The organism is Bacteroides sp. D2 (assembly GCF_025147085.1).
Taxonomy (GTDB): Bacteria; Bacteroidota; Bacteroidia; order Bacteroidales; family Bacteroidaceae; genus Bacteroides.
In genome coordinates this window covers 6,324,948-6,351,442 of the sequence record NZ_CP102261.1, presented here as the reverse complement: position 1 = coordinate 6,351,442, position 26,495 = coordinate 6,324,948, and the positions used below count along the sequence as shown (strand labels likewise).

At 41.9% G+C, this 26,495-nt stretch carries 15 protein-coding genes; 13 read left to right on the top strand and 2 right to left on the bottom strand.

Annotated elements, in window-relative coordinates:
• Window positions 1-38: 38 nt before the first annotated feature.
• From NQ505_RS24085 to NQ505_RS24070, 4 genes are all read left to right on the top strand, one after another.
• Window positions 39-1,169: an endo-1,4-beta-xylanase gene (locus NQ505_RS24085; RefSeq protein WP_008999834.1), complete on the top strand. Its 1,131-nt coding sequence runs from the start codon at window positions 39-41 to the stop codon at window positions 1,167-1,169.
• Window positions 1,170-1,195: 26 nt separating this feature from the next.
• Window positions 1,196-2,173 (top strand): glycoside hydrolase family 43 protein, encoded by a 978-nt coding sequence (locus NQ505_RS24080; RefSeq protein WP_004300838.1) that lies wholly within the window; start codon window positions 1,196-1,198, stop codon window positions 2,171-2,173.
• Between the two features lie 165 nt (window positions 2,174-2,338).
• Window positions 2,339-4,474, top strand: a complete 2,136-nt coding sequence (locus tag NQ505_RS24075; RefSeq protein ID WP_004326485.1) for an alpha-glucuronidase family glycosyl hydrolase — start codon at window positions 2,339-2,341, stop codon at window positions 4,472-4,474.
• A 107-nt stretch (window positions 4,475-4,581) separates the two neighbouring features.
• Window positions 4,582-6,036 (top strand): ATP-binding cassette domain-containing protein, encoded by a 1,455-nt coding sequence (locus NQ505_RS24070; RefSeq protein ID WP_008999835.1) that lies wholly within the window; start codon window positions 4,582-4,584, stop codon window positions 6,034-6,036.
• A gap of 35 nt (window positions 6,037-6,071) precedes the next feature.
• Here NQ505_RS24070 and NQ505_RS24065 read toward each other — a convergent pair whose 3' ends face one another.
• Window positions 6,072-7,892 (bottom strand): PAS domain-containing sensor histidine kinase, encoded by a 1,821-nt coding sequence (locus NQ505_RS24065; RefSeq protein WP_004311422.1) that lies wholly within the window; start codon window positions 7,890-7,892, stop codon window positions 6,072-6,074.
• A gap of 492 nt (window positions 7,893-8,384) precedes the next feature.
• On the opposite strand from NQ505_RS24065, the gene NQ505_RS24060 reads away from it, so the two are divergent.
• The 8 genes from NQ505_RS24060 to fsa all read left to right on the top strand — a co-directional run bounded on the left by NQ505_RS24060 (window position 8,385) and on the right by fsa (window position 20,468).
• Complete coding sequence (locus NQ505_RS24060; RefSeq protein WP_008999836.1) at window positions 8,385-8,888, top strand: RNA polymerase sigma factor; 504 nt, start codon at window positions 8,385-8,387, stop codon at window positions 8,886-8,888.
• Window positions 8,889-8,954: 66 nt separating this feature from the next.
• Window positions 8,955-10,022: a FecR family protein gene (locus NQ505_RS24055; protein ID WP_008999837.1), complete on the top strand. Its 1,068-nt coding sequence runs from the start codon at window positions 8,955-8,957 to the stop codon at window positions 10,020-10,022.
• Window positions 10,023-10,041: 19 nt separating this feature from the next.
• A complete protein-coding gene (locus NQ505_RS24050) occupies window positions 10,042-13,638 on the top strand; it encodes a SusC/RagA family TonB-linked outer membrane protein (RefSeq protein ID WP_032853680.1) in 3,597 nt (1,198 codons plus the stop codon).
• A gap of 20 nt (window positions 13,639-13,658) precedes the next feature.
• Window positions 13,659-15,086, top strand: coding sequence for a RagB/SusD family nutrient uptake outer membrane protein (locus NQ505_RS24045; protein WP_008999839.1), 1,428 nt, complete (start codon window positions 13,659-13,661; stop codon window positions 15,084-15,086).
• A gap of 19 nt (window positions 15,087-15,105) precedes the next feature.
• A complete protein-coding gene (locus NQ505_RS24040) occupies window positions 15,106-17,610 on the top strand; it encodes a zinc-dependent metalloprotease (protein ID WP_008999840.1) in 2,505 nt (834 codons plus the stop codon).
• 307 nt (window positions 17,611-17,917) lie between these two features.
• A complete protein-coding gene (gene gpmA, locus NQ505_RS24035) occupies window positions 17,918-18,664 on the top strand; it encodes a 2,3-diphosphoglycerate-dependent phosphoglycerate mutase (RefSeq protein WP_004300826.1) in 747 nt (248 codons plus the stop codon).
• Window positions 18,665-18,691: 27 nt separating this feature from the next.
• On the top strand, window positions 18,692-19,744 hold the full coding sequence (locus NQ505_RS24030) for a class I fructose-bisphosphate aldolase (RefSeq protein ID WP_004300825.1): 1,053 nt from the start codon (window positions 18,692-18,694) through the stop codon (window positions 19,742-19,744).
• 67 nt (window positions 19,745-19,811) lie between these two features.
• Window positions 19,812-20,468, top strand: a complete 657-nt coding sequence (gene fsa / locus NQ505_RS24025) for a fructose-6-phosphate aldolase (RefSeq protein ID WP_004300824.1) — start codon at window positions 19,812-19,814, stop codon at window positions 20,466-20,468.
• A 107-nt stretch (window positions 20,469-20,575) separates the two neighbouring features.
• On the opposite strand, the gene NQ505_RS24020 is transcribed toward fsa, so the two are convergent.
• Window positions 20,576-24,523 (bottom strand): two-component regulator propeller domain-containing protein, encoded by a 3,948-nt coding sequence (locus NQ505_RS24020; RefSeq protein ID WP_008999841.1) that lies wholly within the window; start codon window positions 24,521-24,523, stop codon window positions 20,576-20,578.
• A gap of 508 nt (window positions 24,524-25,031) precedes the next feature.
• Here NQ505_RS24020 and NQ505_RS24015 point away from each other — a divergent pair.
• On the top strand, window positions 25,032-26,462 hold the full coding sequence (locus NQ505_RS24015; protein ID WP_008999842.1) for a phosphotransferase: 1,431 nt from the start codon (window positions 25,032-25,034) through the stop codon (window positions 26,460-26,462).
• The last annotated feature ends 33 nt before the right edge of the window (window positions 26,463-26,495 follow it).

Sequence of the window (26,495 nt, the reverse complement as noted above, 5' to 3'; positions counted from 1 at the left end):
TAAGATAGTAGAATGTTTATTACTCAAAAATATAACGTATGAAACTCAAACGAATAATTCTGTTGTTATTGACAGTGATGTTTTCTTTTTCTTATGGAGAAGTTTTTGCGAAAGATGGAAATTCGCTGAAAAAGGCTTTGAAAAACAAGTTTTTGATTGGCGTGTCAGTGAACACACATCAAAGTTCCGGTAAGGATGTCGCAGCTGTTGAAATTGTAAAGAAGAATTTTAATTCCATCGTGGCGGAAAACTGCATGAAGTCTTCTGTCATTCATCCGAAAGAAAATAAGTATAATTTTGCGCAGGCAGATGAATTTGTCAGTTTTGGTGAGAGCAATCAAATGGCTATCATTGGTCACTGCCTGATTTGGCATTCACAATTGGCTCCTTGGTTTTGCGTAGATAAGGACGGGAATAATGTTTCTCCGGAAGTCCTGAAGAAACGGATGAAAGACCATATCACTACCATCGTGAAACGCTATAAAGGCCGTATCAAAGGCTGGGATGTAGTAAATGAAGCGATTGAAGATAATGGAGCATATCGCAAGACAAAGTTTTATGAGATTCTGGGGGAAGAATATATCCCATTGGCTTTCCAATATGCACACGAGGCCGATCCGGATGCCGAACTTTACTACAATGACTACTCAATGGCCCAACCGGGGAGAAGAGAAGCCGTCGTGAAAATGGTGAACGATTTGAAAAAACGTGGAATCCGTATTGATGCCATAGGTATGCAAGGACACATCGGCATGGACTACCCGAAAATCAGTGAATTTGAGAAGAGTATGCTGGCCTTTGCCGGAACAGGAGTGAAGATAATGATAACAGAACTGGATTTGACGGTGATACCATCACCGAATCCCAATGTAGGTGCAGAAGTTTCCGCTTCCTTTGAATATAAGAAAGAGATGAATCCTTATCCGGATGGATTACCGGAAGAGGTATCGAAAGCATGGACTGAAAGAATGAATGACTTTTTCCGTCTGTTCCTGAAACATCATAACCTTATCACCAGGGTTACTCTTTGGGGAGTAGCCGATCAGAACTCTTGGCGTAATGACTGGCCGATGAGAGGCCGCACGGATTATCCGTTACTTTTTGATCGCAATTATCAGCCGAAGCCGGTAGTCGACCTGATTATCAAAGAGGCTGAAAAAACAAAATAAGTTTCTAACAGAAAAACCGAAAAAGCATGAAAACAGAAAAAAGATATTTAGTTCCCGGTGATTATATGGCTGACCCTGCCGTACATGTATTTGATGGCAAACTGTATATTTATCCCTCGCACGATTGGGAAAGTGGTATTGCTGAAAATGATAATGGCGATCATTTCAATATGAAAGATTATCACGTGTATTCTATGGATGATGTGATGAACGGTGAAATAAAAGATCATGGAGTGGTGCTTTCCACAGAGGATATTCCTTGGGCGGGCCGTCAACTATGGGATTGTGATGTGGTTTGTAAAGATGGTAAGTACTATATGTATTTTCCATTGAAAGATCAGAATGATATATTTCGTATCGGGGTAGCTGTGAGTGATAAACCTTATGGTCCTTTTATACCGGAAGCTAATCCGATGAAAGGAAGTTACAGCATCGATCCGGCTGTATGGGATGACGGAGATGGTAACTATTATATATATTTCGGTGGATTGTGGGGTGGACAACTTCAACGTTACCGTAATAATAAAGCCTTGGAATCTGCCATTTTGCCGGAAGGAGAGGAGGAGGCAATCCCGTCGCGTGTTGCTCGTTTGAGTGAAGACATGATGGAGTTTGCCGAAGAACCCCGTGCAGTGGTAATTCTGGATGAAGACGGTAAGCCATTGACAGCAGGGGATACGGAACGCCGTTTCTTCGAAGCTTCGTGGATGCATAAATATAATGGTAAATACTATTTTTCCTATTCTACGGGAGACACTCATTTGCTCTGCTATGCAACAGGTGATAACCCTTATGGTCCGTTTACTTATCAGGGAGTCATTCTGACTCCGGTGGTAGGATGGACTACTCACCATGCTATTGTAGAGTTTAAAGGTAAGTGGTATCTGTTTCATCACGATTGTGTACCATCAGAGGGAAAGACTTGGCTCCGTAGCTTGAAAGTCTGTGAACTTCAGTATGATGCAGACGGGCGAATCATTACTATCGAGGGAAAAGATGAATAATAGGATACATTAAAACAACCGCTTCTATTTGAAAAACATACCTACTTTTACCAGAATATTAGGTAATAGGGATTTTTCAGGTAGAGGCGGTTATTATTAACTATGAATGCTTAATTTACTTATGCTATCATACTGTAAATTAATTGTGATAACATACTTTGTACTATGAGAAATATATTTGCATTGACATTCACTTTGTTTTTTTGCTTTTCTTCTATTTGGGCAGAAGATGGAAGTGCCTTGTGGCTTCGTTATGCATCGGGAGCGAAAGCGGAAATTACCAGCAAGAAACAATCACCTACATTACGTATTGCGGTTTCCGAATTACAGAACTTCTGGCAGGGAGGAATCCCGGTTACTTTGGAGGTCCGGAACAATAAAGAACTTCGTGCACTTGGAAATGAGGGATATACGATTCAGACCTCCAAAGGTGGCAATCAAATAACGATAGCTTCTTCCGGTGAACAAGGAGTACTTTATGGAACGTATCATTTACTCCGTCTGCAAGCTACCGGACAACTACCGGAATCAGCTTTGCAATCCCTCAATATCTCCGAACGACCTGATTATCGAATTCGTATCCTGAATCATTGGGATAACTTGGATGGTACAATCGAACGCGGATATGCCGGACATTCACTTTGGAAATGGGACGAACTTCCGTCTGTTGTCTCCCCCCGTTATGAAGCCTACGCTCGTGCCAATGCTTCTATCGGCATTAATGCCACTGTAATAAACAATGTCAATGCAAGTCCTAAGATACTATCTAATGATTATTTGCAGAAAGTCAAAGTCTTGGCCGACGTTTTCCGCCCTTATGGCTTGAAAATATATCTTTCTATCAATTTCTCTTCTCCCGCAGCTTTAGGCGGTTTATCCACTTCCGATCCGTTGAATAAAGAAGTGATAAACTGGTGGAAGCAGAAAGCCAAAGAGATTTATTCTCTGATTCCCGATTTCGGAGGTTTTCTGGTGAAAGCGAATTCCGAAGGGCAGCCCGGTCCGTGTGACTACGGACGGACTCATGCCGAAGGAGCCAATATGCTTGCCGATGTGTTGAGGTCCTATCATGGCATTGTGATGTGGCGCGCTTTCGTTTATTCTCCTACCGACAGCGACCGTGCCAAACAAGCCTATCTTGAATTTGAACCTTTGGATGATAAATTTCGGGATAATGTTATTGTGCAGATCAAGAACGGTCCGATAGATTTCCAACCCCGTGAACCATTCAGCCCGCTGTTCGGAGCCATGAAAAAGACGGCAGTTATGCCCGAATTTCAAATCACACAAGAGTATCTTGGTTTTTCCAATCATCTTGCATTCCTTGCTCCTATGTGGAAAGAGTGTTTAGACAGTGATACTTATCTGCAAGGCAAAGGCTCTACCGTTGCCCGTGTGACAGATGGTTCTTTATTCTTTCATCCGCTCACGGCTATTTCCGGAGTGGCAAACATCGGTGATGATACTAATTGGTGTGGACATCCTTTTGCTCAAGCCAACTGGTATGCTTTCGGACGATTGGCATGGAAACATTCGCTCTCTTCCGAACAGATAGGAGAAGAATGGTTGAAACAGACTTTTCTTCCCGTTACCGGTGCGCAAACCGATACTCCGGCAGGAGAAGTCATTCAAAAAGAGCAGATCGACGCTCAACTCTCCCTTCTCAACTCCCAAGTGCTTCAGAAATCGAGAGAAGCAGTAGTAGACTACATGATGCCTCTCGGCTTGCATCATATCTTTGCATGGGGACATCATTACGGACCGGAACCCTGGTGTGATATTCCCGATGCTCGCCCGGATTGGCTGCCTCCTTATTACCACCGTGCCGACAACATGGGAATAGGTTTCGACCGCAGCAGTACAGGAAGTAATGCTACCGGACAATACCATTCTCCATTATGCGAGCAACTGGACAATGTGAATACTTGTCCGGAGAATCTGCTCCTTTGGTTTCACCATGTCCCTTGGAATCATCAGATGAAGAGCGGACGTACACTTTGGGCAGAACTGTGCTACGCGTATGATCGTGGTGTAAACGAAGTGAGAAACTTTCAAAAAGTGTGGGACAGGATGGAACCGTATATTGATTCCGAACGTTTTCGTGATGTGCAACACCGCCTGAAGATTCAGGCACGGGATGCTGTCTGGTGGCGGGATGCTTGTTTGCTTTACTTCCAGCAATTCAGCAGACAATCGATACCTTACGAATTGGAACGTCCCATACACGAGTTGAAAGATATGATGGAATACAAATTGGATATTACCAATTTTGAATGTCCACCTTATGGGTTTAGTAAGTAAATAAAGATATTCCTTCTACGGAACGAATAAGAATATGTTTGCAATTTGGCGTCTTTTATGATAAAATTGTTACCTTTGCGGGCAATAATAAAACAGAATAAAAGAATATGAACCAAAATACATTCTGCATGGCGGGGGGCGTAGCACGCAACCCGCTTGTGCGTTTAGCCAAACCCATCACGGCAACTATCGGAGCGAATGAACACATAGCTATTGTAGGTCCCAATGGTGGCGGTAAAAGTCTTTTTGTAGATACCCTGATCGGAAAATATCCATTGCGTGAAGGAACCGTACAATATGATTTTTCCCCCTCTGCCACCCAGACTCTTTATGATAATGTGAAATACATTGCTTTCCGTGATACCTACGGAGCTGCCGATGCCAATTACTACTACCAGCAGCGTTGGAATGCTCACGATCAGGATGAAGCTCCCGATGTTCGTGAGATGTTGGGAGAAATCAAAGACGAGCAACTACAACGCGAACTGTTTGAACTCTTCCGTATCGAACCGTTGCTCGACAAGAAAATCATTCTCCTTTCCAGCGGTGAATTACGTAAATTCCAGCTAACCAAAACCCTGTTGACTGCTCCCCGAGTGTTGATTATGGATAATCCGTTTATCGGACTGGATGCTCCTACACGTGAACTGTTGTTTTCTTTGCTCGAACGTCTGACAAAAATGTCTTCCGTACAGATCATTCTGGTACTTTCCATGCTCGATGATATACCTTCATTCATCACTCATGTCATTCCTGTGGACAAAATGGAGGTCTTTCCTAAAATGGAACGTGAAGCCTATCTGGAAGCTTTCTGCAGTAGAGATGTGGTTACCTCTTTGGATGATTTGCAGCAACGGATTATAGATTTGCCATCTGATGGCAACAATTACGATTCGGAGGAAGTAGTAAAACTTAATAAGGTCAGTATCCGTTATGGCGACCGAACTATTCTGAAAGAACTGGACTGGACAGTCCGTCGTGGTGAGAAGTGGGCGTTGAGTGGTGAGAACGGTGCTGGGAAATCGACTCTGTTGAGCCTTGTCTGTGCAGACAATCCGCAATCGTATGCCTGTGACATCAGTCTCTTCGGACGGAAAAGAGGGACGGGAGAAAGTATTTGGGAAATCAAGAAACATATTGGTTACGTAAGTCCGGAGATGCACCGTGCTTATCTTAAAAATCTGCCCGCTATTGAGATTGTAGCCAGTGGTTTGCATGACAGTATCGGTCTGTATAAACGTCCTCAACCGGAACAGATGGCTATCTGTGAGTGGTGGATGGATATATTTGGCATTGCAGATTTGAAAGATAAACCATTCCTGCAACTATCCAGTGGAGAACAACGTTTGTCCTTGTTGGCAAGAGCTTTCGTCAAAGACCCGGAACTGCTGATTCTGGATGAACCGCTTCATGGCTTGGATACTTATAATCGTCGACGGGTAAAGAAAGTGATTGAGGCTTTCTGCCGACGCAAAGATAAGACGATGATTATGGTGACACATTATGAATCGGAACTTCCCAACACTATAACAGATCGTATTTTCTTAAAGAGAAACCGGTAAACATTGTTTTCTGATATTTATTTTGAATTTAGATTTTAGTTAATCGGATGCGTAAACCAGAAACAAGAACCTTTCCCCGGTTCTGATTCCACTCCGATTTTGCCGCCTAACTGTGTGACGATACTTTGACAGATAGGGAGTCCCAGCCCTGTGCCGGCAATAAAATTATTCAATTTCACGAATCGGGTAAAGATAGCTTCCTGCTTTTCCGGTTCGATGCCCATTCCCGTATCTTGAACCGAGAATCTGACTTCATTTCCGTTGATTCGGTAATCAATAACAATACTGCCCTCGGAAGTAAATTTCAGAGCATTCGTTACAAAATTCAGCAATACCTGATACAACCTGTTTTTGTCGCTGGTAAAAGTAAGCTCGGGCAGTTCCGGTGCTAAGAGAATCTCTACTTGCTCTGTAGCCCTTACCTGCATAGATTGTAGCAGTTCGTTGCAAAGTTGTTGTGCATCCACTTGTTCCGGGATAATGTCGAAAGTCCCTGCCTCAATCTTTGACAAGTCAAGAATATCCGAGATCAGTTGTAACAAGAGCTTGTTGTTTTCTTCAATAATCGTTGCATACAGATGTTTTTCTTCTGCATCCTCCGCTTCCTCAAGCAAACTGGAAAAGCCTACTATCGCATTGAGCGGGGTACGTATCTCATGACTCATATTCGCAAGAAAAGCAGATTTTAGCCGGTCGGCTTCTTCAGCTTTCTCTTTGGCGCCAATCAGCATCCGCTCTGTCTCTTTCAGTTCGGTAATATCAAAGTTGATACACAGCATTTCGATGATATTGTCCTGGGGCTGGTAATTCCTTACTAATACGTTAACCCGTGTCCAAGTGTAATTTCCATCTGCTCTGCGAATCCGGACATCGCGGGATAGCTTGGAACTTTCTCCTTTTATCACTTTATCCAGGAAGTCGATCATCACAGCCCGATCTTCTGGATGGAAATGGGAATGAATGCCGATGATTTCCGGCAATGGGGTACCCTCTTCTTCACCTACATTCCTGTACCAGCTTCTCAAAGCATACCCATCCCGACTCAAAGCATCGAAGTGCGCGTAACCTACTTTGGCATAATCTCCTACCAGGTCGAAAAAACTCTCGAATTCCTGAATCTTATTATAAGCAATTGTATCTTCGGTCTTGTCTACATTAATTAAGAGGTAGTTGATAGGTTCGTGATTGTGATCGTATAGAGTGGTGACTTTGGTTGTTAAGTCAATGAAACCGGTTGTACTGTTAGGCTGATAATATTTGTTGATTTTGGAAAAGTCGTACCGGAATGTAAAATCTGCGTTCTCATTGTCTTTTATTTTCTGTTTTATCTCTTCCGGCAATATAGGATTCTCGAAAATGTTGACTCCCAAAATATCTTCTTTATTGGAAATACGGAACATTTCCATATCTTTTTTATTCAGGTCGACCATTTGACCGTCCTTATCATATAATTCGATGCCTACCGGAAGATTCTTATATATATTATGAAGGATCCGCTCGCTATTTTGTAGAGCCTGGTGTGCAGATGCTATATGAATTCCCTCTTGGGTTTCGGCAATTCCATATACTTTGGTGTTACCATTTTCGTCTGTTTCCTGGAAGCATGCCTTGCTACGAATCCATACATGACCTTTGGGAGTATCAAACAAGTATATTTCTTCTACAGTCTGTTGTACTTTGTCAAAAGACGGAAAAGTTGCGTATCCCTGATCTTCTTTTAGAATACGCTTGTTGAAATCTTCGAAACTGATGAGCCCGTCTTCTCCTATTCCGAGTAGTTGGGAGATAAGTTCCGAACACTTGTAAGTCTCTGCTTTCAAGTCAGCTTCCCACCATCCTATATTCGCTTTGTTCATAAGCTTTTGTAGGAATTCGCTTTCGTTTTGTTCGTTTATTTTCAAGGTATGTCTGTATTATCAGGTAGTTAGACAATAATTTGCTCGTAAAAATAATCATTTTTGTTGAATTCCACCTTAAAAAAGTAAAAGATAGTATGATTGTATCACAAGGAAAGTATGTATTACAAAGAAAATGGGCATATATGAGCAGAGTATCAATAAATTATCTTCGTGTAAAAAAAGTAATCGAAGCATTCTGTACGCGTAAAGATAAAGCGAAGATTAAATCAACGTCCAGATGAATGGAAACGGCCGGATATAGTTGTGAATCGTATCTTTCTGGAGAGAAACATAGTGTCAAAATATTAAGAGTCAGACGATGGGAATAGAATATGTCTATAACAACAAATGTATTTATATGAATTATAATCTTTTTTAATAAATAGAATGTTTTTTGCTCCAATTGGTTATCTTTGCGCTCTATGAAACGCAAAAAGTAACTATAAATACATGAATAATAGTCAAAATGCTATAACTGTTATATACAGGGAACATTGGCAAAAACTCTATATTCATGCATATAATCTGCTGAATGATGAGGAAAGCGCAAAAGATGTGGTGAACGATGTCTTTTGTTCGGTGCTTGAGAGCAGCGAACGGTTGACAACGGAAGAGGATCTGCTGCCGTTATTCTTCGTCATGGTGCGAAATCGTTGTATTGACCAAATACGTCATCAGAACGTGGTGCATAAAAATGCGGAAAGATATCTGGAAGAACTTTACAGTGGCTGGACTGTGAAAGAATACCGTGAGTATGAAGACAAGATAAACCGGATGCAGGAGAGCATTCGCCAGATGGCTCCACAAATGCGAACCGTAGTGGAAGAATTCTTCTTAAATGAAAAGAAATGTGCGGAAATCAGTGAAAAGTTACGTATTAGTGATAATACCGTTAGAACGCACATTGCCAGAGCTTTAAAGATACTCCGAAAACAATTAACCATCTTTTTTTAAAAAAAATCCTATCGGGGTGTCATCAGTTTCAGTAACCTTTACGTGTTTAATGAAACTATTGACACTATGATAGACCATTCAGATAAAAAATTAGATTATGCACTTCGTGCCATACAACATCCACAATTAAGAGAAACTGATGAATTTCTTCAGTGGATAGGTATACCTGAAAATAAAGAACTTTTCTTGGAATTAATGGCTTGTAAGGAAGCTGTGATACGTGAGAATCTGCAACGGAAACGCAAGTACAGAAAGAAAATGCGTATCTTGGCAATTGCTTCTTCTGCTGCAGCTGTCTTGATACTGGCTTTTCTGATTCCTTCTTTGCTTCCTTCCACTTCTTTACCTGTAGAACAGCCGATACGTTTTTTTGCTGCGAACAACAATGATGAACATGTGGTCCTACAAATGGATGGTCGTAGTGAACAGCAGTTGTTGACAGACAGTGTGATGGATGTGAAAGACTGGAAAACTGTCTCGGCAGACACTGTATGCTGTCAGACTTTGACTACACCACGTGGAAAAGATTTTCTGCTGGTACTGGCTGATGGGACTAAGGTATGGCTCAATGCTGAAAGTCGTTTGCGCTACCCTGTGGCATTTAATGGAAAAGAACGACGTGTGGAACTAGAAGGGGAGGCTTGCTTTGAAGTGGCAAAAGATGCCGAACATCCGTTTATTGTATGTGCTAATGGCATGAATACCATGGTGCTGGGAACTAAATTCAACGTGCGTTCCTATAGTGTTGAAGATCGTCATGTAACTTTGGTGAATGGTAAGGTGCAGGTCACAAACACAGCTAACAATAAGTCGGTAACATTACGTCCGGGACAGGATTTGACCTATACGGAAACCGGAGAGGAAAAAGTATCAGAAGTGAATATCGCTACATATACAGCCTGGACAGAGGGAATGTTCTACTTTGAGGATGTGCCGTTGGAAGAAATCATGGGTGCTTTGGGAAGATGGTATAATGTGAATATCGATTTTGAGCGGTGCGAACTGTACCATATCAGGTTGAACTTCTGGGCTAATAAAAATACCCATTTGGATGAAGCATTGGAACTGCTGAATAAGTTGGAGAAAGTGCAGGTGGACTATCAGGACGGGACCATTACAATCAAGCAGATTTAACTATACAAATACAACTCTTATGAAAAAGCAACAAATTACATTATTAGAAAAAAGAATTAAAAGAAAGCTTGTGTGGATGAAAACTGCCTTTCTATTGCTGGTATTTACAGCAACAAACTTGCAAGGATGGGCGCAGAATGCAGAAAACAGGCAGATTTCTTTAGAGATGAAAAACGAACCGCTCGGTTCAGCCTTGAAACAGTTCAGCAATGTATCTGGTTATAAGGTGAATTTTCCCAGTGAAGACGTTGCACCCTATCGTGTAACTGTGAGTATATATCAGATGGCTCCTTTTGCAGCACTTCAGAAGATTCTGGAAGGAAAGCCTTTTGAGTATGATGTGAAACAAAATTTCATCACTGTCCGTAAAGTGAAAGCTACTTCGACAACTGCTTCAGGTAAGTTCAGAAATGTTGGGGGACAGGTAGTGGATGAGGGTGGTAATCCTTTGCCGGGAGCAAATATCAAAGTGCTCAATAGTCCTTTTGGTGCTATTGCAGATGCAGAGGGAAACTTTACTTGTAAAGTTCCGGTAGATGTACATACATTAGAAGTGTCTTTCGTCGGTATGCAGTCGGAAAAGGTTTCTGTTAAAGACCGTAACAATGTCCGGGTGATAATGCATGAGGACAAGCAACAATTGGGGGATGTTGTGGTGACGGGCTATCAGCGTATTAGCCGTGAACGTTCTACTGCAGCTTTCGGTTTCGTTGATTCCGAACAACTGAACAGACAGATGCACAGTGACCTGGCCTCATCTCTGGAAGGGCAGATAGCAGGTTTGCGTATGAATATTAATCCGAATACGGGTGATATGAGTCCTATTCTTCGTGGAGTAGGTACGTTCTCGGATGACGTAGGAACAAATCCGCTGATCGTTGTGGACGATATGCCAACCAATTTAAGCTTGAGCGAGATAAATCCTTATAATGTGGAAAGTATCACAGTCTTGAAAGATGCTGCCGCTGCTAGTATTTATGGTGCTTTGGCAGCCAATGGTGTTATTGTAGTGACCACGAAACAAGCTCAGAAAGAAGGTGCGCACGTGAGTATTAATGCAGACTGGTTTATCACTACCAAACCAAGTTTCAAGAGCTTGAACTTAGCTTCAACAAGTGATATTATTGATTATCAAACAGCTGTTTTTGATGCTAATGTAGCGGAAAAAGGAAGTGCGGCGAATTTTTTATCTTCTTTTCAGTACAATTATTATAATCCCTTGTTCCAACTCTATCTGGATCAGGCCAATGGAGATATTACCAGTAGTGAAGTAAATGCTACGTTGGGACAATGGCGTAATAATGATTATTATAAGGAATATCGTGATAATGCTTGGCGTACGGCTATAACCCAGCGCTATAATGTAACTGTATCACAGAAAGCCGGAAATAGCAATCATTTCCTTTCTTTCAATTATGAAAAGGATAGTCAGCGCGTTATTAGCGGTAAAAGCAATAAAATTTCTTTGTACTATAAATCGAATTATGCGGTCACAAACTGGTTGAATCTGAATGCCGGAGTGGACGTACGTATGGGACGTAGTCATACTCCGAATAGCAGTTATACCAGCTATACCCTGCAACAACGATATGAGCGGATATTGGATGCCGACGGTAACCATTATACTTCTCCTTATGTGAATGTAGGTGCATATCCTTCCTATAATGGGAGTGTTGTAAGAAAAGCTGAAGGTGTCTCACCTTATAGAACGTTTGGTTTCAATGTACTTGATGCATTGGAGGAAAGCATAACAAAGTCACATGATGTTAGTATTCGTCCGTTTGTAAGTTTACAGGCTCGTTTCCTGAAAATGTTCAAATACAACTTCATGTATCAATATGAATGGAATAAAGGTAAGAGTGAACTATTTGAGTCGGAAAATACTTATGCAATGCGTATGCTACATAACAGTATGGTTGATACAAATGGAAAAGCACAATTGCCGCAAGGGGGACGTTTTTCTCAGACAGAAGTTGAAAGTAAGCGTTACACGGTACGAAACCAAATAGACTTTGATAAAACTTGGAAGGACCATGCAGTAACTGCCATTGCCGGTCTGGAATTTCGTGAAAATAAGATTCCGACACCTGCCCGCCAATTGTTGTATGGCTACGATCCGCAGACATTAACTTCTGATTTTATGAATTGGCAAGCCTATCGTGACGGTGTAGGAACCAGTGCTCTTTCTGACAGAACGATTACTTTATCGGGGCTGTCTGCTACTTTGCACGAGTCACGCCATCGTTATGCGTCTTTTTATGCAAATGCAGGATACTCTTATCTGTCACGTTATAATCTTTCCGGAAGTATTCGTTGGGATCAAGCCGATTTGTTCGGGCTCGATATACGTAATCAGCGCCATCCTTTGTGGTCAGTCGGTGCGTCTTGGATTCTGTCGGAAGAATCATTCATGAAAGAGATTTCCTGGCTGGATTACCTTAAACTACGTATGACGTACGGTATTAACGGTAATGTAGATCAAGCTTCGACTACCTATTTTGTTGTAAAGAAAAAAACACAGAGCAATCCCATCAAAACGACTTATTTGACTTACGAGGATGATGATCTGCCGAATCCGAAGCTTCGCTGGGAGAAAACGGCTACTTACAATATAGGATTAGATTTCCGTCTTTTCAAGAATCTGATAAGTGGAACTCTGGAGTATTATAATCGTCACTCATCTGATTTGTTGGTACGCCGATATATGGATCCGACTTTAGGAGCTGGCTCACGTGTAGTAAATAATGGTGAGATGCGTAATCGTGGTGTAGAGCTTTCCCTTTCAGCCAATATCATACGTAAGAAAGACTGGAACTTCGCTGTAGATTTTAACTTTGACCATAATAAGAACAAAATGTTGAAGGTGGATCATAGTGAATCCGACAATGCGAGCCTCTTTATAAAGAGTCCGCTGAACTATTTTATGGAAGGTACTAGTTATAATACGTTATGGGCTTACCGTATAGATCGTATGGAGAATGGATATCCGGTAGCAGTGGACAAAGATGGAAATGATCTGGTGAAATTCAATGAAGATGGTACGGTAGCCAGTATCACTTCTGGTTCTTCGCTCAAAGGTACTGATGACTTGGTGAACCTTGGTTCGCTGACTCCGAAATTCAGCGGGTCAGTAGGGTTAAGATTCAACTATAAGAATTTTGATTTGAATGCATTCTTTGTGTATGCTGGTGGTAATAAACTGCGTAACAGTGTATTAAAAATGGATGACCAGTTAGGTACTCAAACCTTGAAAGGAATTGCCAACCGTTGGACTGCGGATGATTCGAATGCACAGGTACGTATGTACCTCGATATACCGGCACAGGTAAAAACTTATGCAACAACTTTCCAGGATTGGTGGCAATTTGGTGACATCAATGTGAAAGATGCAGGTTATGTGAAATTGCGTAGTTTGAGTGTAGGATATAACTTGCCGTTTATGGTTTGCCAGTACCTCCGCCTCTCTTCTCTGAAAGTGAAAGTGCAGGTAAATAATCTGTTTACCTGGTGTAAGGCAGGAAGTGATATTGATCCGGAAAGCTATGGAATGAATGACGGTACACGTGGCATCGCTTCTCCTAAGACTTACTCCATCGGATTATCAACAAGTTTCTAACCATTTAAAAGATATAAGATATGCGTAAATTACTTTATATATTGCCAGTTATTCTCATATTGGGTTTTGCAGCCTGTGAAGACTATGTGGATATTACTCCTACAGGCAAGAAAACGGTGGATTCTACTGATACTTATTATGAATTGATAGCCCTGCCCAACCGGGCCTACCATCCGGCAGCTTTTGCCTTGTTGAGCGATAATGTCTGGTCGAAAGAATCGAATATCATAGGTAATGAATTTATTTCATGGGATGGTATTAACATGACTTTTAATGAGGCAGCTAACCGGAAAGAGCTAAGTGATAACAATTTATATGAAAATTGTTATACATATATCCTACGGTCAAATATCGTAATTTCATTGGTTGATGCTAGTCTGGGTGATAAAGATGTTAAGGAATTGGCAAAAGCGGAAGCAAAGATCATGCGTGCCTGGGATCACTTTATTCTGATAAATACATTTGCGAAAGCATATAATCCGGAAACTGCAGCCACTGACGGTGGAGTTGCTATCATTGATAAATATGATTTGGAGGCTACTCCAACCAAATCTACGGTTGCTCAAGTATACGATTTTATTATTAAGGATATAGAAGAAGCGCTTCCTTATTTACAGGAAGAGCCGGTGAATGTATATCATCCGTCAAAAGCTTTTGGATATGCGTTGGCTGCCCGTGTTTATCTGTTCCATCGAGATTGGAAAAAAGCAAAAGAAGCTGCCGAAGAATCATTGAAGTTGAATAATACCCTGATTGATTATATTGATTTGGGAGCTAAAGGAGGTCCGACTAAGGTTACTACTTATGCCAAAGGCGGTAACCCGGAAGTGCTGAACTATGCTTATATGGGTGGTCCTACTGAAGTTTTGGCCTTTTGTTATGGTATGCTTAGCCCGGAGATGGTACAACTTTTCGGGCAGAATGATGAACGTTTGAACCAATTCTTTAAAACGAGTGACAACAGTATATACTACTTTGACGAAGGTTCAGGAGCTGCTTTGTGGAATACTTCGATTACTTATTCTAAGTTTCAGCCTATGTCTGTGGGAATGCGTACTGCCGAAGTTTACCTGATTCTGGCAGAAGCGAAAGCACGGCTGAAAGATATACCGGGAGCTGTCCAAACATTGAATCAGTTGCGTGAAAAACGAATCAAGGGAGCCGAAGCTGTATTGCCGGAACCTGCTACCGAACGTGCGATGGTGCAGGCAATCATTGATGAGCGCCGTAAGGAGTTAATCTCCGGATTTAGTCGCTTCTGGGATTTGAAACGATACAATACGGAAGCTGATTACGCAAAGACAATCACCCGTACTTTCCCGCTGGTATCTACGGATGTCGAGAAAAAGACATATACGTTGAAGCCGGATTCACGGTTGTATATCATTCCATTCCCGTTGGCTGCCCGTGAAAAAAATCCGAACCTGACAATGAACACTAACGAATGAAAAAAATAAAGAGAAAACTATGCGAAAGATTTTGATGATGGCTGTGTTGGCGTTCCTGTCCTTGCAAGGTGTGGGAGCTCGTGCCAGTGGTATATCTCTTCTGGAAAGTGGAAAGAAGAAACTGGTAGCACAGGAAGATACGGTCAAGAAAGACACTGTTAAGAAAGTAACGGCTTATGAAAAACTGTTGAAAGATGGAGGAAGTGAATGTGAGGGTATGTTTACGGTACGCCACATCAAAGATAACTGGTATTTTGAAGTGCCGGATACTCTTTTAGGACGGTTGTTGTTGGCTGTGACCCGGTTTAAAGCAGTGCCACAGGGTTTCAAAATGCTTAGCGGAGAAGAGGTGAACCGGAGTGTTGTTTATTGGGAACAGCATGATGATAAGACTCTCTTTTTACGCGAATATGTGCAATCACAGTTTGCCCGTCCGGGTGATAACATTGCCGAGGCATTGAAACAATCGACTGTAGATCCTGTAATCTATAAGTTTGATGTAATCGGTAGAAATCCGGAGACTCAGGCACAGCTCATTGATGTATCAAAACTTTTTTTAGGTGATAATAAATTGTGTGGCTTTACCTCAAGCGACCGTTCCATTCTTGGCATCGGTACTTTAGCCCAGGACCGCACATTTATGGATACGATAAAAACCTATCCTATCAACGTGGAGACAGTGACTTTGCGTACTTATAGTATTAGTGCTGGTAGACTACCGGCTGCACAGACTGGTTCGGTGACTGTGAAACTGAATACAAGCATCGTGATGTTACCCAAAGAACCGATGCAGCCACGGTTTGCCGATGACCGGGTGGGATTTTTCCAAAACTCGTTGACCGAATTTTCGGACGACCAGCAGACTACCGATCGTGGAGCCATCATCCAGCGCTATCGGTTGGAACCGAAAGATCCGGAACGTTACCGTCGGGGACAACTCTCCGAACCGAAAAATCCCATTATCTACTACATTGATCCGGCAACACCGAAGAAGTGGATACCTTATCTTAAAGCAGGTGTCGAAGACTGGAATACAGCATTTGAAGCTGCCGGATTCAAGAACGCTATAATAGCTAAAGAATGGCCGAACGATCCCAATATGAGTTTGGACGATGCGCGTTATAGTGTGATACGTTATCTACCCTCCGAAACGGAGAATGCTTACGGTCCGCGTATTGTCGATCCGCGTAGTGGAGAAATTATGGAAAGTCATATTTGTTGGTATCACAACGTAATGAACTTACTCAAAAAGTGGTATATGGTGCAGTGCGGGCCACTGGATAAGCGCGCACGCACGATGACTTTTGACGACAAATTAATGGGCAGTCTGATTCAGTTTGTCTCTTCACATGAAGTGGGGCATAGTATCGGCTTACGGCACAATATGGCAGCCAGTTCGGCTACTCCGGTAGAGAAACTGCGTGATAAAGCTTGGGTAGAAGCCAATGGTCATACGGTATCAATCATGGATTATGCGCGGTTTAATTATGTAGCCCAACCGGAAGATCGGATTTCCGAAAAAGGATTGTTCCCTCGTATCGGTGTTTATGACAAATGGGCTATCCAATGGGGATATCGCTATCGTCCGGAATTTAAGGATCCTTATAAAGAAAAAGACGTATTACGTGCCGAAGTAACCAAAAAACTGCGGGGAGATCATCGCTTGTGGTTTGTTGGTGATGAAGGAAAGGGATTTGATCCCCGTAGCCAGAGTGAGGACTTGGGCGACAATAATATGAAAGCCAATGAATATGGTATAAAGAACCTGAAAAGAGTGATGGAAAACATACTGACCTGGACAGCACAGCCTGACGGAGAGTACACTGACTTAACCACCATTTATAATTCGGTTCGTGCCCAACATCTGAAGTATACCCTGCAAGTGCAGAAGAACATAGGAGGACGCTATACCAATAATTTGCCGGATCTCAAAGTGCATGATTATCTGCCACGCAGTTTGCAGAAAGAAGCTGTTGAATGGTTGGGACGCAATTTGTTTGTAGCTCCACTCTGGCTCTACCCTGATGAAGTGGTGAGTCGTACCGGAGTCAAACCGGTGGATGAGATTCGTGACCGCCAAAGCTCTGTTGTAGCTTTGCTACTTGCACCGGGAATGTTGTATAATATTTACTCAACCTCATTGTGTTCTTCGGAATCGTATGCACTCGATGATTATTTGAACGATGTATTTACTGCAATATGGAAACCGTTGAATGATCCCAATGAACTGGAGAATAATTTCCGCCGTCAGTTGCACCGGACTTATCTGGGGTTTGTCGAAGGAATGATTAAACCTAGTAGCAAAGATGGTGCCAATGCAAATCTGGCAATCAGCCGTTCTGATATTCAGCTTTTTGTAGAACAGCATTTAGATAAGATTGAAGAGTCAGTAAAAGAGCAACTTGCTGCTTCTAAGGAGGGAGATCTCAATTACCGGCATTATGCGGCATTGCTGCGCAACGTTCAGAAAATAAAAGAAGGATATTATGGAAAAGATGCTGATACGCGGTCTTCTGATAAATAGCTTTGAGGAAAACGAAGAATAGAAAAAAATAGAAAAGTAGAACAGATTTTCTTGTATATATAAACTCTCTCTTTTTACTTTTACAGACTTACTCTTCTCTAATGATAACCTTGCTTTGATGAATCATCATCCATAATGCAAGCTTAGAATTAGAGGAGGGTATTTTTTTATATCCCTGATTACTGCATCCCGCTTCTTTGTAGAAAGAATCATTATTTCTGGGTATTGACAACTATTTATTTTCTAGTGAACTTTGTGAAGAAACAATCTGTTGTATATATAAAAAGAAGAAAGGAGAATTTTAGAAATGAAAAAGATAGTATTACTTCGTCACGGAGAGAGTGCATGGAATAAAGAAAATCGTTTTACGGGCTGGACAGATGTAGATCTGACAGAAAAGGGAGTTGCCGAAGCTGAAAAAGCCGGAGAGACATTGAAAGAATATGGTTTCAATTTTGATAAGGCTTATACTTCCTATTTGAAGCGTGCGGTGAAAACCTTGAACTGTGTTCTCGATAAGATGAATCTGGACTGGATACCTGTAGAGAAAAGCTGGCGCTTGAATGAAAAGCATTATGGTGAATTGCAGGGATTGAATAAAGCCGAGACTGCCGAGAAATATGGAGAAGAACAAGTGCTAGTGTGGCGTCGTAGCTATGATATAGCTCCCCATCCTCTTTCAGAAAGTGATTTGAGAAATCCCCGTTTTGATTACCGTTATCATGAAGTACCCGATGCGGAGTTGCCTCGTACTGAATCGTTGAAAGATACCATTGAACGTATTATGCCTTATTGGGAAAGTGATATATTTCCTAGTCTGAAAACAGCTCATACGCTGTTGGTGGTCGCTCATGGCAATAGTTTGAGAGGCATCATCAAGCATCTAAAAAACATCTCCGATGAAGATATTGTCAAGCTGAATCTACCTACGGCTGTGCCTTACGTATTTGAGTTTGATGAAAACCTGAACGTTGCTAATGACTATTTCCTGGGAAACCCGGAAGAGATCAAAAAACTGATGGAAGCAGTAGCCAATCAGGGAAAGAAAAAATAGAAAAGTTACACATTAAAAAAAGAAGTTATGAGTAAAGTAGTAGAATTATTAAGAGATAAGGCCTGTTATTACCTGGACCACACTTGCGAAACCATTGATAAATCATTGATTCATGTTCCGTCTCCCGATACAATAGATAAAATCTGGATTGATTCGGACCGGAGCATCAGAGTATTGAACAGTCTGCAAACGTTGTTGGGACATGGCCGCCTGGCAAATACCGGTTATGTGTCTATACTTCCTGTCGATCAGGACATCGAACATACTGCCGGAGCATCGTTTGCCCCCAATCCGATCTATTTCGATCCGGAAAATATCGTAAAACTGGCTATTGAAGGAGGCTGTAATGGAGTAGCTTCTACCTTTGGGATTCTTGGATCCGTAGCACGTAAATATGCCCATAAAATACCTTTTATCGTTAAGTTGAATCACAATGAATTACTTTCTTATCCTAACAGTTTCGACCAAGTATTGTTTGGTACCGTTAAAGAAGCCTGGAATATGGGAGCAGTAGCGGTAGGCGCCACTATCTATTTCGGTTCGGAACAGAGTCGCCGTCAGCTCGTGGAGATAGCCGAAGCTTTTGAATATGCTCACGAACTGGGGATGGCAACCATTCTTTGGTGTTACCTGCGCAATAATGATTTCAAGAAAGGTGCTGTCGATTATCATGCTGCCGCCGACCTGACAGGACAGGCCGACCGTTTGGGAGTGACTATCAAAGCTGATATTGTGAAACAGAAACTTCCGACTAATAATGGTGGCTTCAAAGCTATCGGTTTCGGAAAGATCGACGAGCGTATGTATACCGAACTTGCTTCCGAACATCCGATTGACCTTTGCCGCTACCAGGTAGCCAACGGCTATATGGGACGCGTTGGTTTGATTAACTCCGGTGGAGAATCTCACGGTTCTTCCGATTTGCGTGATGCAGTCATTACAGCTGTAGTCAACAAACGTGCAGGAGGTATGGGATTGATTAGCGGACGTAAAGCGTTCCAGAAACCAATGAACGAAGGGGTGGAATTATTGAATACTATTCAGGATGTATATCTTGATTCGTCAATAACGATTGCATAATCAGAGATGAATGGAAATAAATTATTATCTTTGACTATTAGATCGTTAACTATTAAAAATTAAGAGTATGAAATTTTTTATTGACACAGCTAATTTGGAGCAAATTCAGGAGGCTTATGACCTCGGAGTACTTGACGGAGTGACTACCAACCCTTCGCTGATGGCGAAAGAAGGTATCAAAGGAACGCAGAATCAGCGTGAACATTATATCAAGATATGTAAGATTGTCAACGGAGATGTCAGTGCCGAAGTGATAGCAACCGATTATGAAGGAATGATTCGTGAAGGTGAAGAACTTGCCGCGCTCAATCCGCATATTGTAGTAAAAGTCCCCTGTATTGCCGATGGCATTAAAGCGATCAAACATTTCACGGAAAAGGGAATCCGTACTAACTGTACATTAGTCTTTTCAGTAGGACAGGCATTACTGGCAGCTAAAGCCGGAGCTACCTATGTTTCGCCTTTTGTCGGTCGTCTGGACGATATTTGTGAAGATGGAGTAGGGCTTGTGGGAGATATTGTACGTATGTATCGTACCTATGATTACAAGACACAAGTGCTCGCTGCTTCTATCCGCAATACGAAACATATTATCGAATGTGTGGAAGTGGGAGCAGACGTTGCTACTTGTCCGTTGAGTGCTATCAAGGGTTTATTGAATCATCCGTTGACGGATTCGGGATTGAAGAAGTTTCTGGAAGACTATAAAAAAGTCAATGGTTAAGTAAGTAATGAAACTTGCAGTATATTAAAATTTTTAGGCACGGATTATTTGCTCAGGTCTTAGAATTCCGTGCCTAAAGAATATTTGTTTTTTCGGGTAGCTGCTCATTACTCTTTTTTCCGTTCCTGTTTTCTCTTCTCCTTATATTGAGTTGGCGTTTCTCCTGTATATTGTTTGAAAGCCGTACTGAAATAGCGTGAAGTAGTGAAGCCGACCTTCTCGGCAATTTCCGTGAACGACATGTCCGTACTGGTGATTAATGTGATCGCTTTCTCCATCCGGAATTTATTAATGTAATCATTGGCTCCCATATCGGTCAGAGCTTTTAGCTTATTGTAAAGGGAAGCCCGGCTCATACCTATCTCCTTGCAGATAAAAGTGACGTCCAGATTGCTGCTATCCAGATGTTCCTGAATAATTTTATTCAGTTTCAGCAGAAATGTTTCATCTGCTTGGCTGAAAGTGCTCTCTTCCGGCGCAGGGACTAATCCTGTATTCAAATATCTTTTCTTGATAGATTCGCGGTTTTTCAATCGGTTGCGAATGATTTCCATTAGCATTTCTATCTCAAAGGGCTTAGTCAGATAAGCGTCCGCCCCATTCTTGTAGCCACTCAACTGACTTTGTTTATCATCTCTTGCTGTCAGCAGAATGATAGGAATGTGACTGATCGTAATATCTTCCTTTATATTTTTGCAAAGTTCATATCCATTCATTCTCGGCATCATCACGTCACTGACGATAATATCCGGAGCATGATTTCTGGTCAGTTGAAGGGCTTCCACACCATCGGAAGCAATCACTACCCGTTTGAAATATTCTCCCAGTGACTTTTTCAGAAAATCCGTCAAATCCGGATTGTCATCCACCACTAGAATACTGTAAGGACTCGTATCGAACGTATTTTCCTCCGGTAACTGTTCTTTGCTATCATCGTTCATCAATTCGTTCAGATATGCCTTCGGCTGACAGACGATCTCTTCCGATTGTTGTCTCAAGGGTAGTTCAAAGAAGAATGTTGCACCAGCTTCCTGATTATCCCGTGCACCGATGGAGCCTCCGTGTAGTTCTACCAGAATCCTGGAATAAGATAATCCGATACCTGTGCCGCTTTGCTCTCCTGTACCTTGATAGAAACGGGTGAAGAGTTTTTGTGTATTTACTTGTTTCAATCCGTTTCCCCGGTCAATGATGGAGATACGTACGCTATTTTTCTCGGAAAGCAACTCCGATGTAATTGTTATTTCTGCATCTTGTGGACTGTGTTTCAAGGCATTGATAAGCAGATTGCTTAGAATAATCTCACACTTATCTTTATCGAAACTTACAGTATTGACCTGTGGGTCAAGCTGATAGCGGATACGGACGTTTTTAGCTTCACCTTCGCTGACGAAATCTTGGGATACATGTTCAATCCATTGATTGAGAGCATACGGCTGTATCTGCAATTTACTTTCCCCAACCTCCATTTTGCGTACATCGAGTACCATATTAATAAGGTTTTTCATTCGCTGTGACTGGCGATAGATTGCTTTTATAGGTAAATATTGTGTATCTTCGGCAGAAAGCGATTTCAGTATCCGGCTAAGCGGTGCGTGTATGAGCGTTAAAGGTGTGCGCAGCTCATGACTGATATTAATAAGGAAACGTACTTTTTCTTCATATACCTGTTGTTCATGTTCCTTCATTGCCCATTTCAGTTTTTCTTCCTTACGCTTTAGAGTTCTTCGGAAAGTTTCAATAATAGCGGCAGCAGTAAGAACGGTACAGCTAAGAATAAACCACCATGTCCGATACCAGGGAGGGAGAATGGTTAGTTCCAGTACTTCCTGACTGGGAATCCAACTGCCATCTTTAGCTGTACATGAAGCCATAATCTTATAACTTCCCGGAGGAAGTGAACGTATAGCCAGTTCGGGATTGTACGATTCGATTTGCTGGTCATTCAGCCCTTCTATCTGGTATCTGTACACTTTCTGTCGGAAAATGTCCTTCTCTTTCGACATGATCCGGATAGTGATATTACTGTTCCAGGGAGCGGAGATCCCTGTTGGTCGATTGGTTAATTCGTTATTCACGGATTCTCCATTGATGATGACATCGGATAATTGGAGTTGGGGAAGTTCAGAAGTTGTTAATGGTATTTTGCAGTTAATGTGCAGTAAACCTTTTACTCCACCCATATAGACGTCTCCCTGCATACTTAACAGGCGGGGTTTGGAAAGATATTCGTTCTGGATTACGCCGTCTGATTCGCCGAATAGAACGAACTTTTTTTCTTTGATAAGCCAAGCGAAAAGCATGCTGTCAGCTCCTATCCATACTTTTCCTTGCTGGTCGCATACGATCAAAGTGATTTCACTAAATAGAGAGGTCGGGATCGGAGTCTGTATTTTGGTGGCGGGATTGTAGTGTACCAATCCGTAATTGTTCCCAATCCAGAAGTTTCCCTCTTCGTCTCTTGAAACGGAGTTGATGGTCGTGTCTTTCCAGCATCTGTATAGGGCTTTCAGCCGGTTTGTATGGTTGTCCAGTTCATATATGTGCTTCGTATCATTTAGATAAGTGGTGTTCCTATAATTGCCGATTGGCAGGAGAGCACCGATAATATCTTGTTCTTCCTGTTCTATAGCGGTACTGAAAGTACGTGTATTCAAATCATATATATAGATATGTTCTCCAAGGAACAGAATGCTGTGATGAGTGTTCCGGAGTAGATTTACAGCCTTGCCTCGATTGCATAAGAGTGCTGTTGTTTCAGCGTCGACAATGGTGAAAGGTTGTTTTTCTCCAGTTGCCGGATTGAAAATAAATACTCCTTGTGAGAAAATAGAAATTAATAATTTACCGGGAGTAAACTGACAGATAGAGGCAACTTTGTCTTCCCAGGTTGAGGGATAATGAGTAAATTTCTCTGTGAGCGGATTAAAGTTGTTGATACCTCCTCCGTCCGTGCCTACCCAGATTTGATCTTGAGATTCCTGGAAAAGACTTAGAACGGTATTGTTGCTAAGTCCCCGGTCGTTGCCGGGTGGTACGTCTGTATATGTTTTCATGGAAACTTCCCGGATGCTGATTAGTCCGTTGCGGATGCTGCCTGCCCATATATTGTTGTTGTAGTCGTTGTATAGGCATAAGATAGAGTTGGCGGGAAGTGAATAGTTGTCACTTCCGGGCACATGTTCCAGCAGAGAAAAATGTCCGGTTTCCGGGTCGAGAATATTAATGCCTCCTCCGTCTGTTCCAATCCAGATTTCTCCTTCCCGTTCGGCGAGACTTAGTACAACATTGTTACTTAGAGAAGAGTTGTGGGTAGTATATGTAGCCAGTAGTTTACCGTCGTGTGTCAGGCAGTTCAGCCCTCCGTTGTAAGGGGCTACCCAGATTCTTTTTTGTGAGTCTATGAGTACGTTCATTATTTCCTTTCCGCAATCGAAAGGAGGACGGCGGCATTTTCCGGTATTCAGGTCAAGCAGGAGTAGTCCTTGCCAGCGACTACAACAAAGTAATGTTCGTTTATCCCATAGACTTAGCAGAGTCACATTATAATTGGGCTCTAGGTCAAACGTTTGCAGGAGGCGGAAAGTGGCATCCTGATAATTATAGAAAAAGATTTTATTTTTCGAACCGAATAACACTCCATCATCAGTCAGGCAGACGGAATGGGCGATGATATTATTTCCTGTTTCATCAGTCGGTATAAGAAAGTCATCGCTTTGCCGCTGATAACGTGCCACTCCCTTATCTGTCAGAATCCATATATTGTTTTGTACATCTTCTATCAGCTGGTAGATTAAATTGTGAGGAATGGAATGAGGGTTGTTTGACTGATGGACATACTTTTTAAGTTCATGTCCGTCATATCGTCCCAGTCCGGAGCGGGTTCCAATCCATACAAAACCTTGTTTGTCCGTTAAAATACATCTCACGGTGGAAGGAAGGCCATCTTTTAGTGAGATTTGCTTATAGTAATAATGACCGGCTTGAAGAGGGGAAACGCCGATAAACAGTGTGATAAATGCGATGCATAGTAGTAAAAAGGTCTTTCTTCTCATGAGATTAGGTCAGTTAAACTAAAACAAAGATAATACATTCGGATGAATATTGGTTGAAAAGCAAACTTATTTTGCATTCCTTCAAGTAAGAGAGTGGTATTTACTTGCTTTTCTCTATTTAATTTTGTATCTTTAAAGCTTTCCGACCTTTTAAGAATAGTTTGTCCCCTTGTAATGGGATAATAGTCATCTTATAGGGTGCTATTTGTCACTTTACAAAATGACTATCGTCACCTTATAAAGAGATGACTACTCGACTGCATAAACTATTATAAATTTCTGTACTGAAAATCTTTAATCTCTGCACTGAAAATCTTTGAATACAATGAGATTTGCTAATTCTTCATCTTATATTCATAGGGAGCCATTCCAACAACTATTTTAAATAACCGGCTTATTGGAAGTAAAGGCCTGTACACAGCAGATTAGGTAAAGTAGGCGGTTTTTATCAGCGGGAAGATAGTATTATTTAACTAGATTCTCTATCTTTGCTCGAAAATATACGACTATGATTACTGAAGAACTACAGAAACTTTATCAGTCATATACGGGCGTTCCCGCTGAAAACATAACAGAATTACCGTCTTCCGGTTCCAACCGTCGTTATTTTCGGTTGACGGGTATTCAGCCGTTGATTGGAGTCTACGGGGCTTCAATAGATGAGAATGAAGCATTTCTTTATATGGCGGGGCACTTCCGTAAGTGCGGTCTGCCTGTTCCCGAAGTTCGCATTGTCTCGGAAGATAAAACCTATTATTTGCAGGAAGATTTGGGAGATGCTCTATTGTTTCATGCCATAGAGAAAGGACGTGCTACCAGTGTCTTTTCAGAAGAGGAGAAAGAGTTGCTCCGCAAAACGATTCGTCTGCTTCCTGCTATTCAGTTTGCCGGGGCCGATGGATTTGATTTTTCCCGTTGTTATCCTCAACCGGAGTTCAATCAACGTTCCATTTTGTGGGATTTGAATTACTTTAAATATTGCTTCCTGAAAGCTACCGGTATGGAGTTTCAGGAGGATAAACTGGAAGATGATTTCCAGAAAATGAGTGATGTCTTGCTTCGTAGTTCTTCCGCTACTTTTATGTATCGTGATTTTCAGAGCCGTAATGTGATGATAAAAGACGGCGAACCGTGGTTTATTGACTTTCAAGGAGGACGCAAAGGCCCGTTCTATTATGACATAGCCTCTTTCCTGTGGCAAGCGAAAGCGAAATATCCCGATAGTCTTCGTAAAGAACTGCTGCAAGAGTATATGGAAGCTCTTCGCAAATACCAACCGATTGACGAATCCTATTTTTATAGCCAGCTTCGTCACTTTGTCCTTTTCCGTACGCTGCAAGTGCTGGGAGCTTATGGTTTCCGTGGTTACTTTGAAAAGAAACCGCATTTTATCCAAAGTGTTCCTTATGCCATCGAAAACCTGCGTGAATTGTTGAAAGAAGAATATCCGGAATATCCGTATCTCTGTAACGTTTTGCGAGAGCTTACCGGACTGAAACAATTTACGGACGATCTGAAAAAGCGGCAGTTAACCGTCAAAGTAATGAGTTTTGCCTATAAGAAAGGAATTCCTGATGACTCTACCGGCAATGGAGGAGGTTATGTATTCGACTGTCGCGCCGTGAATAATCCCGGTAAGTATGAGCGTTACAAACCTTTCACCGGACTGGATGAACCTGTAATCACTTTCTTGGAAGAAGATGGAGAAATACTCCGTTTCCTCGATCATGTCTATGCTTTGGTGGATGCCTCCGTGCAACGTTATATGGAACGCGGATTCAGCAATTTGTCCGTCTGCTTCGGTTGCACCGGCGGACAGCATCGTTCTGTTTATTCTGCCCAGCATCTGGCAGAGCACCTGAATCAGAAATTTGGTGTGAAAGTCGAACTGGTGCATCGGGAACAGAATATCGAACATACGTTTGAGGCAACAATCTAAGAAGAGTAAATATTAAAGAAGAAAGTAACCGAA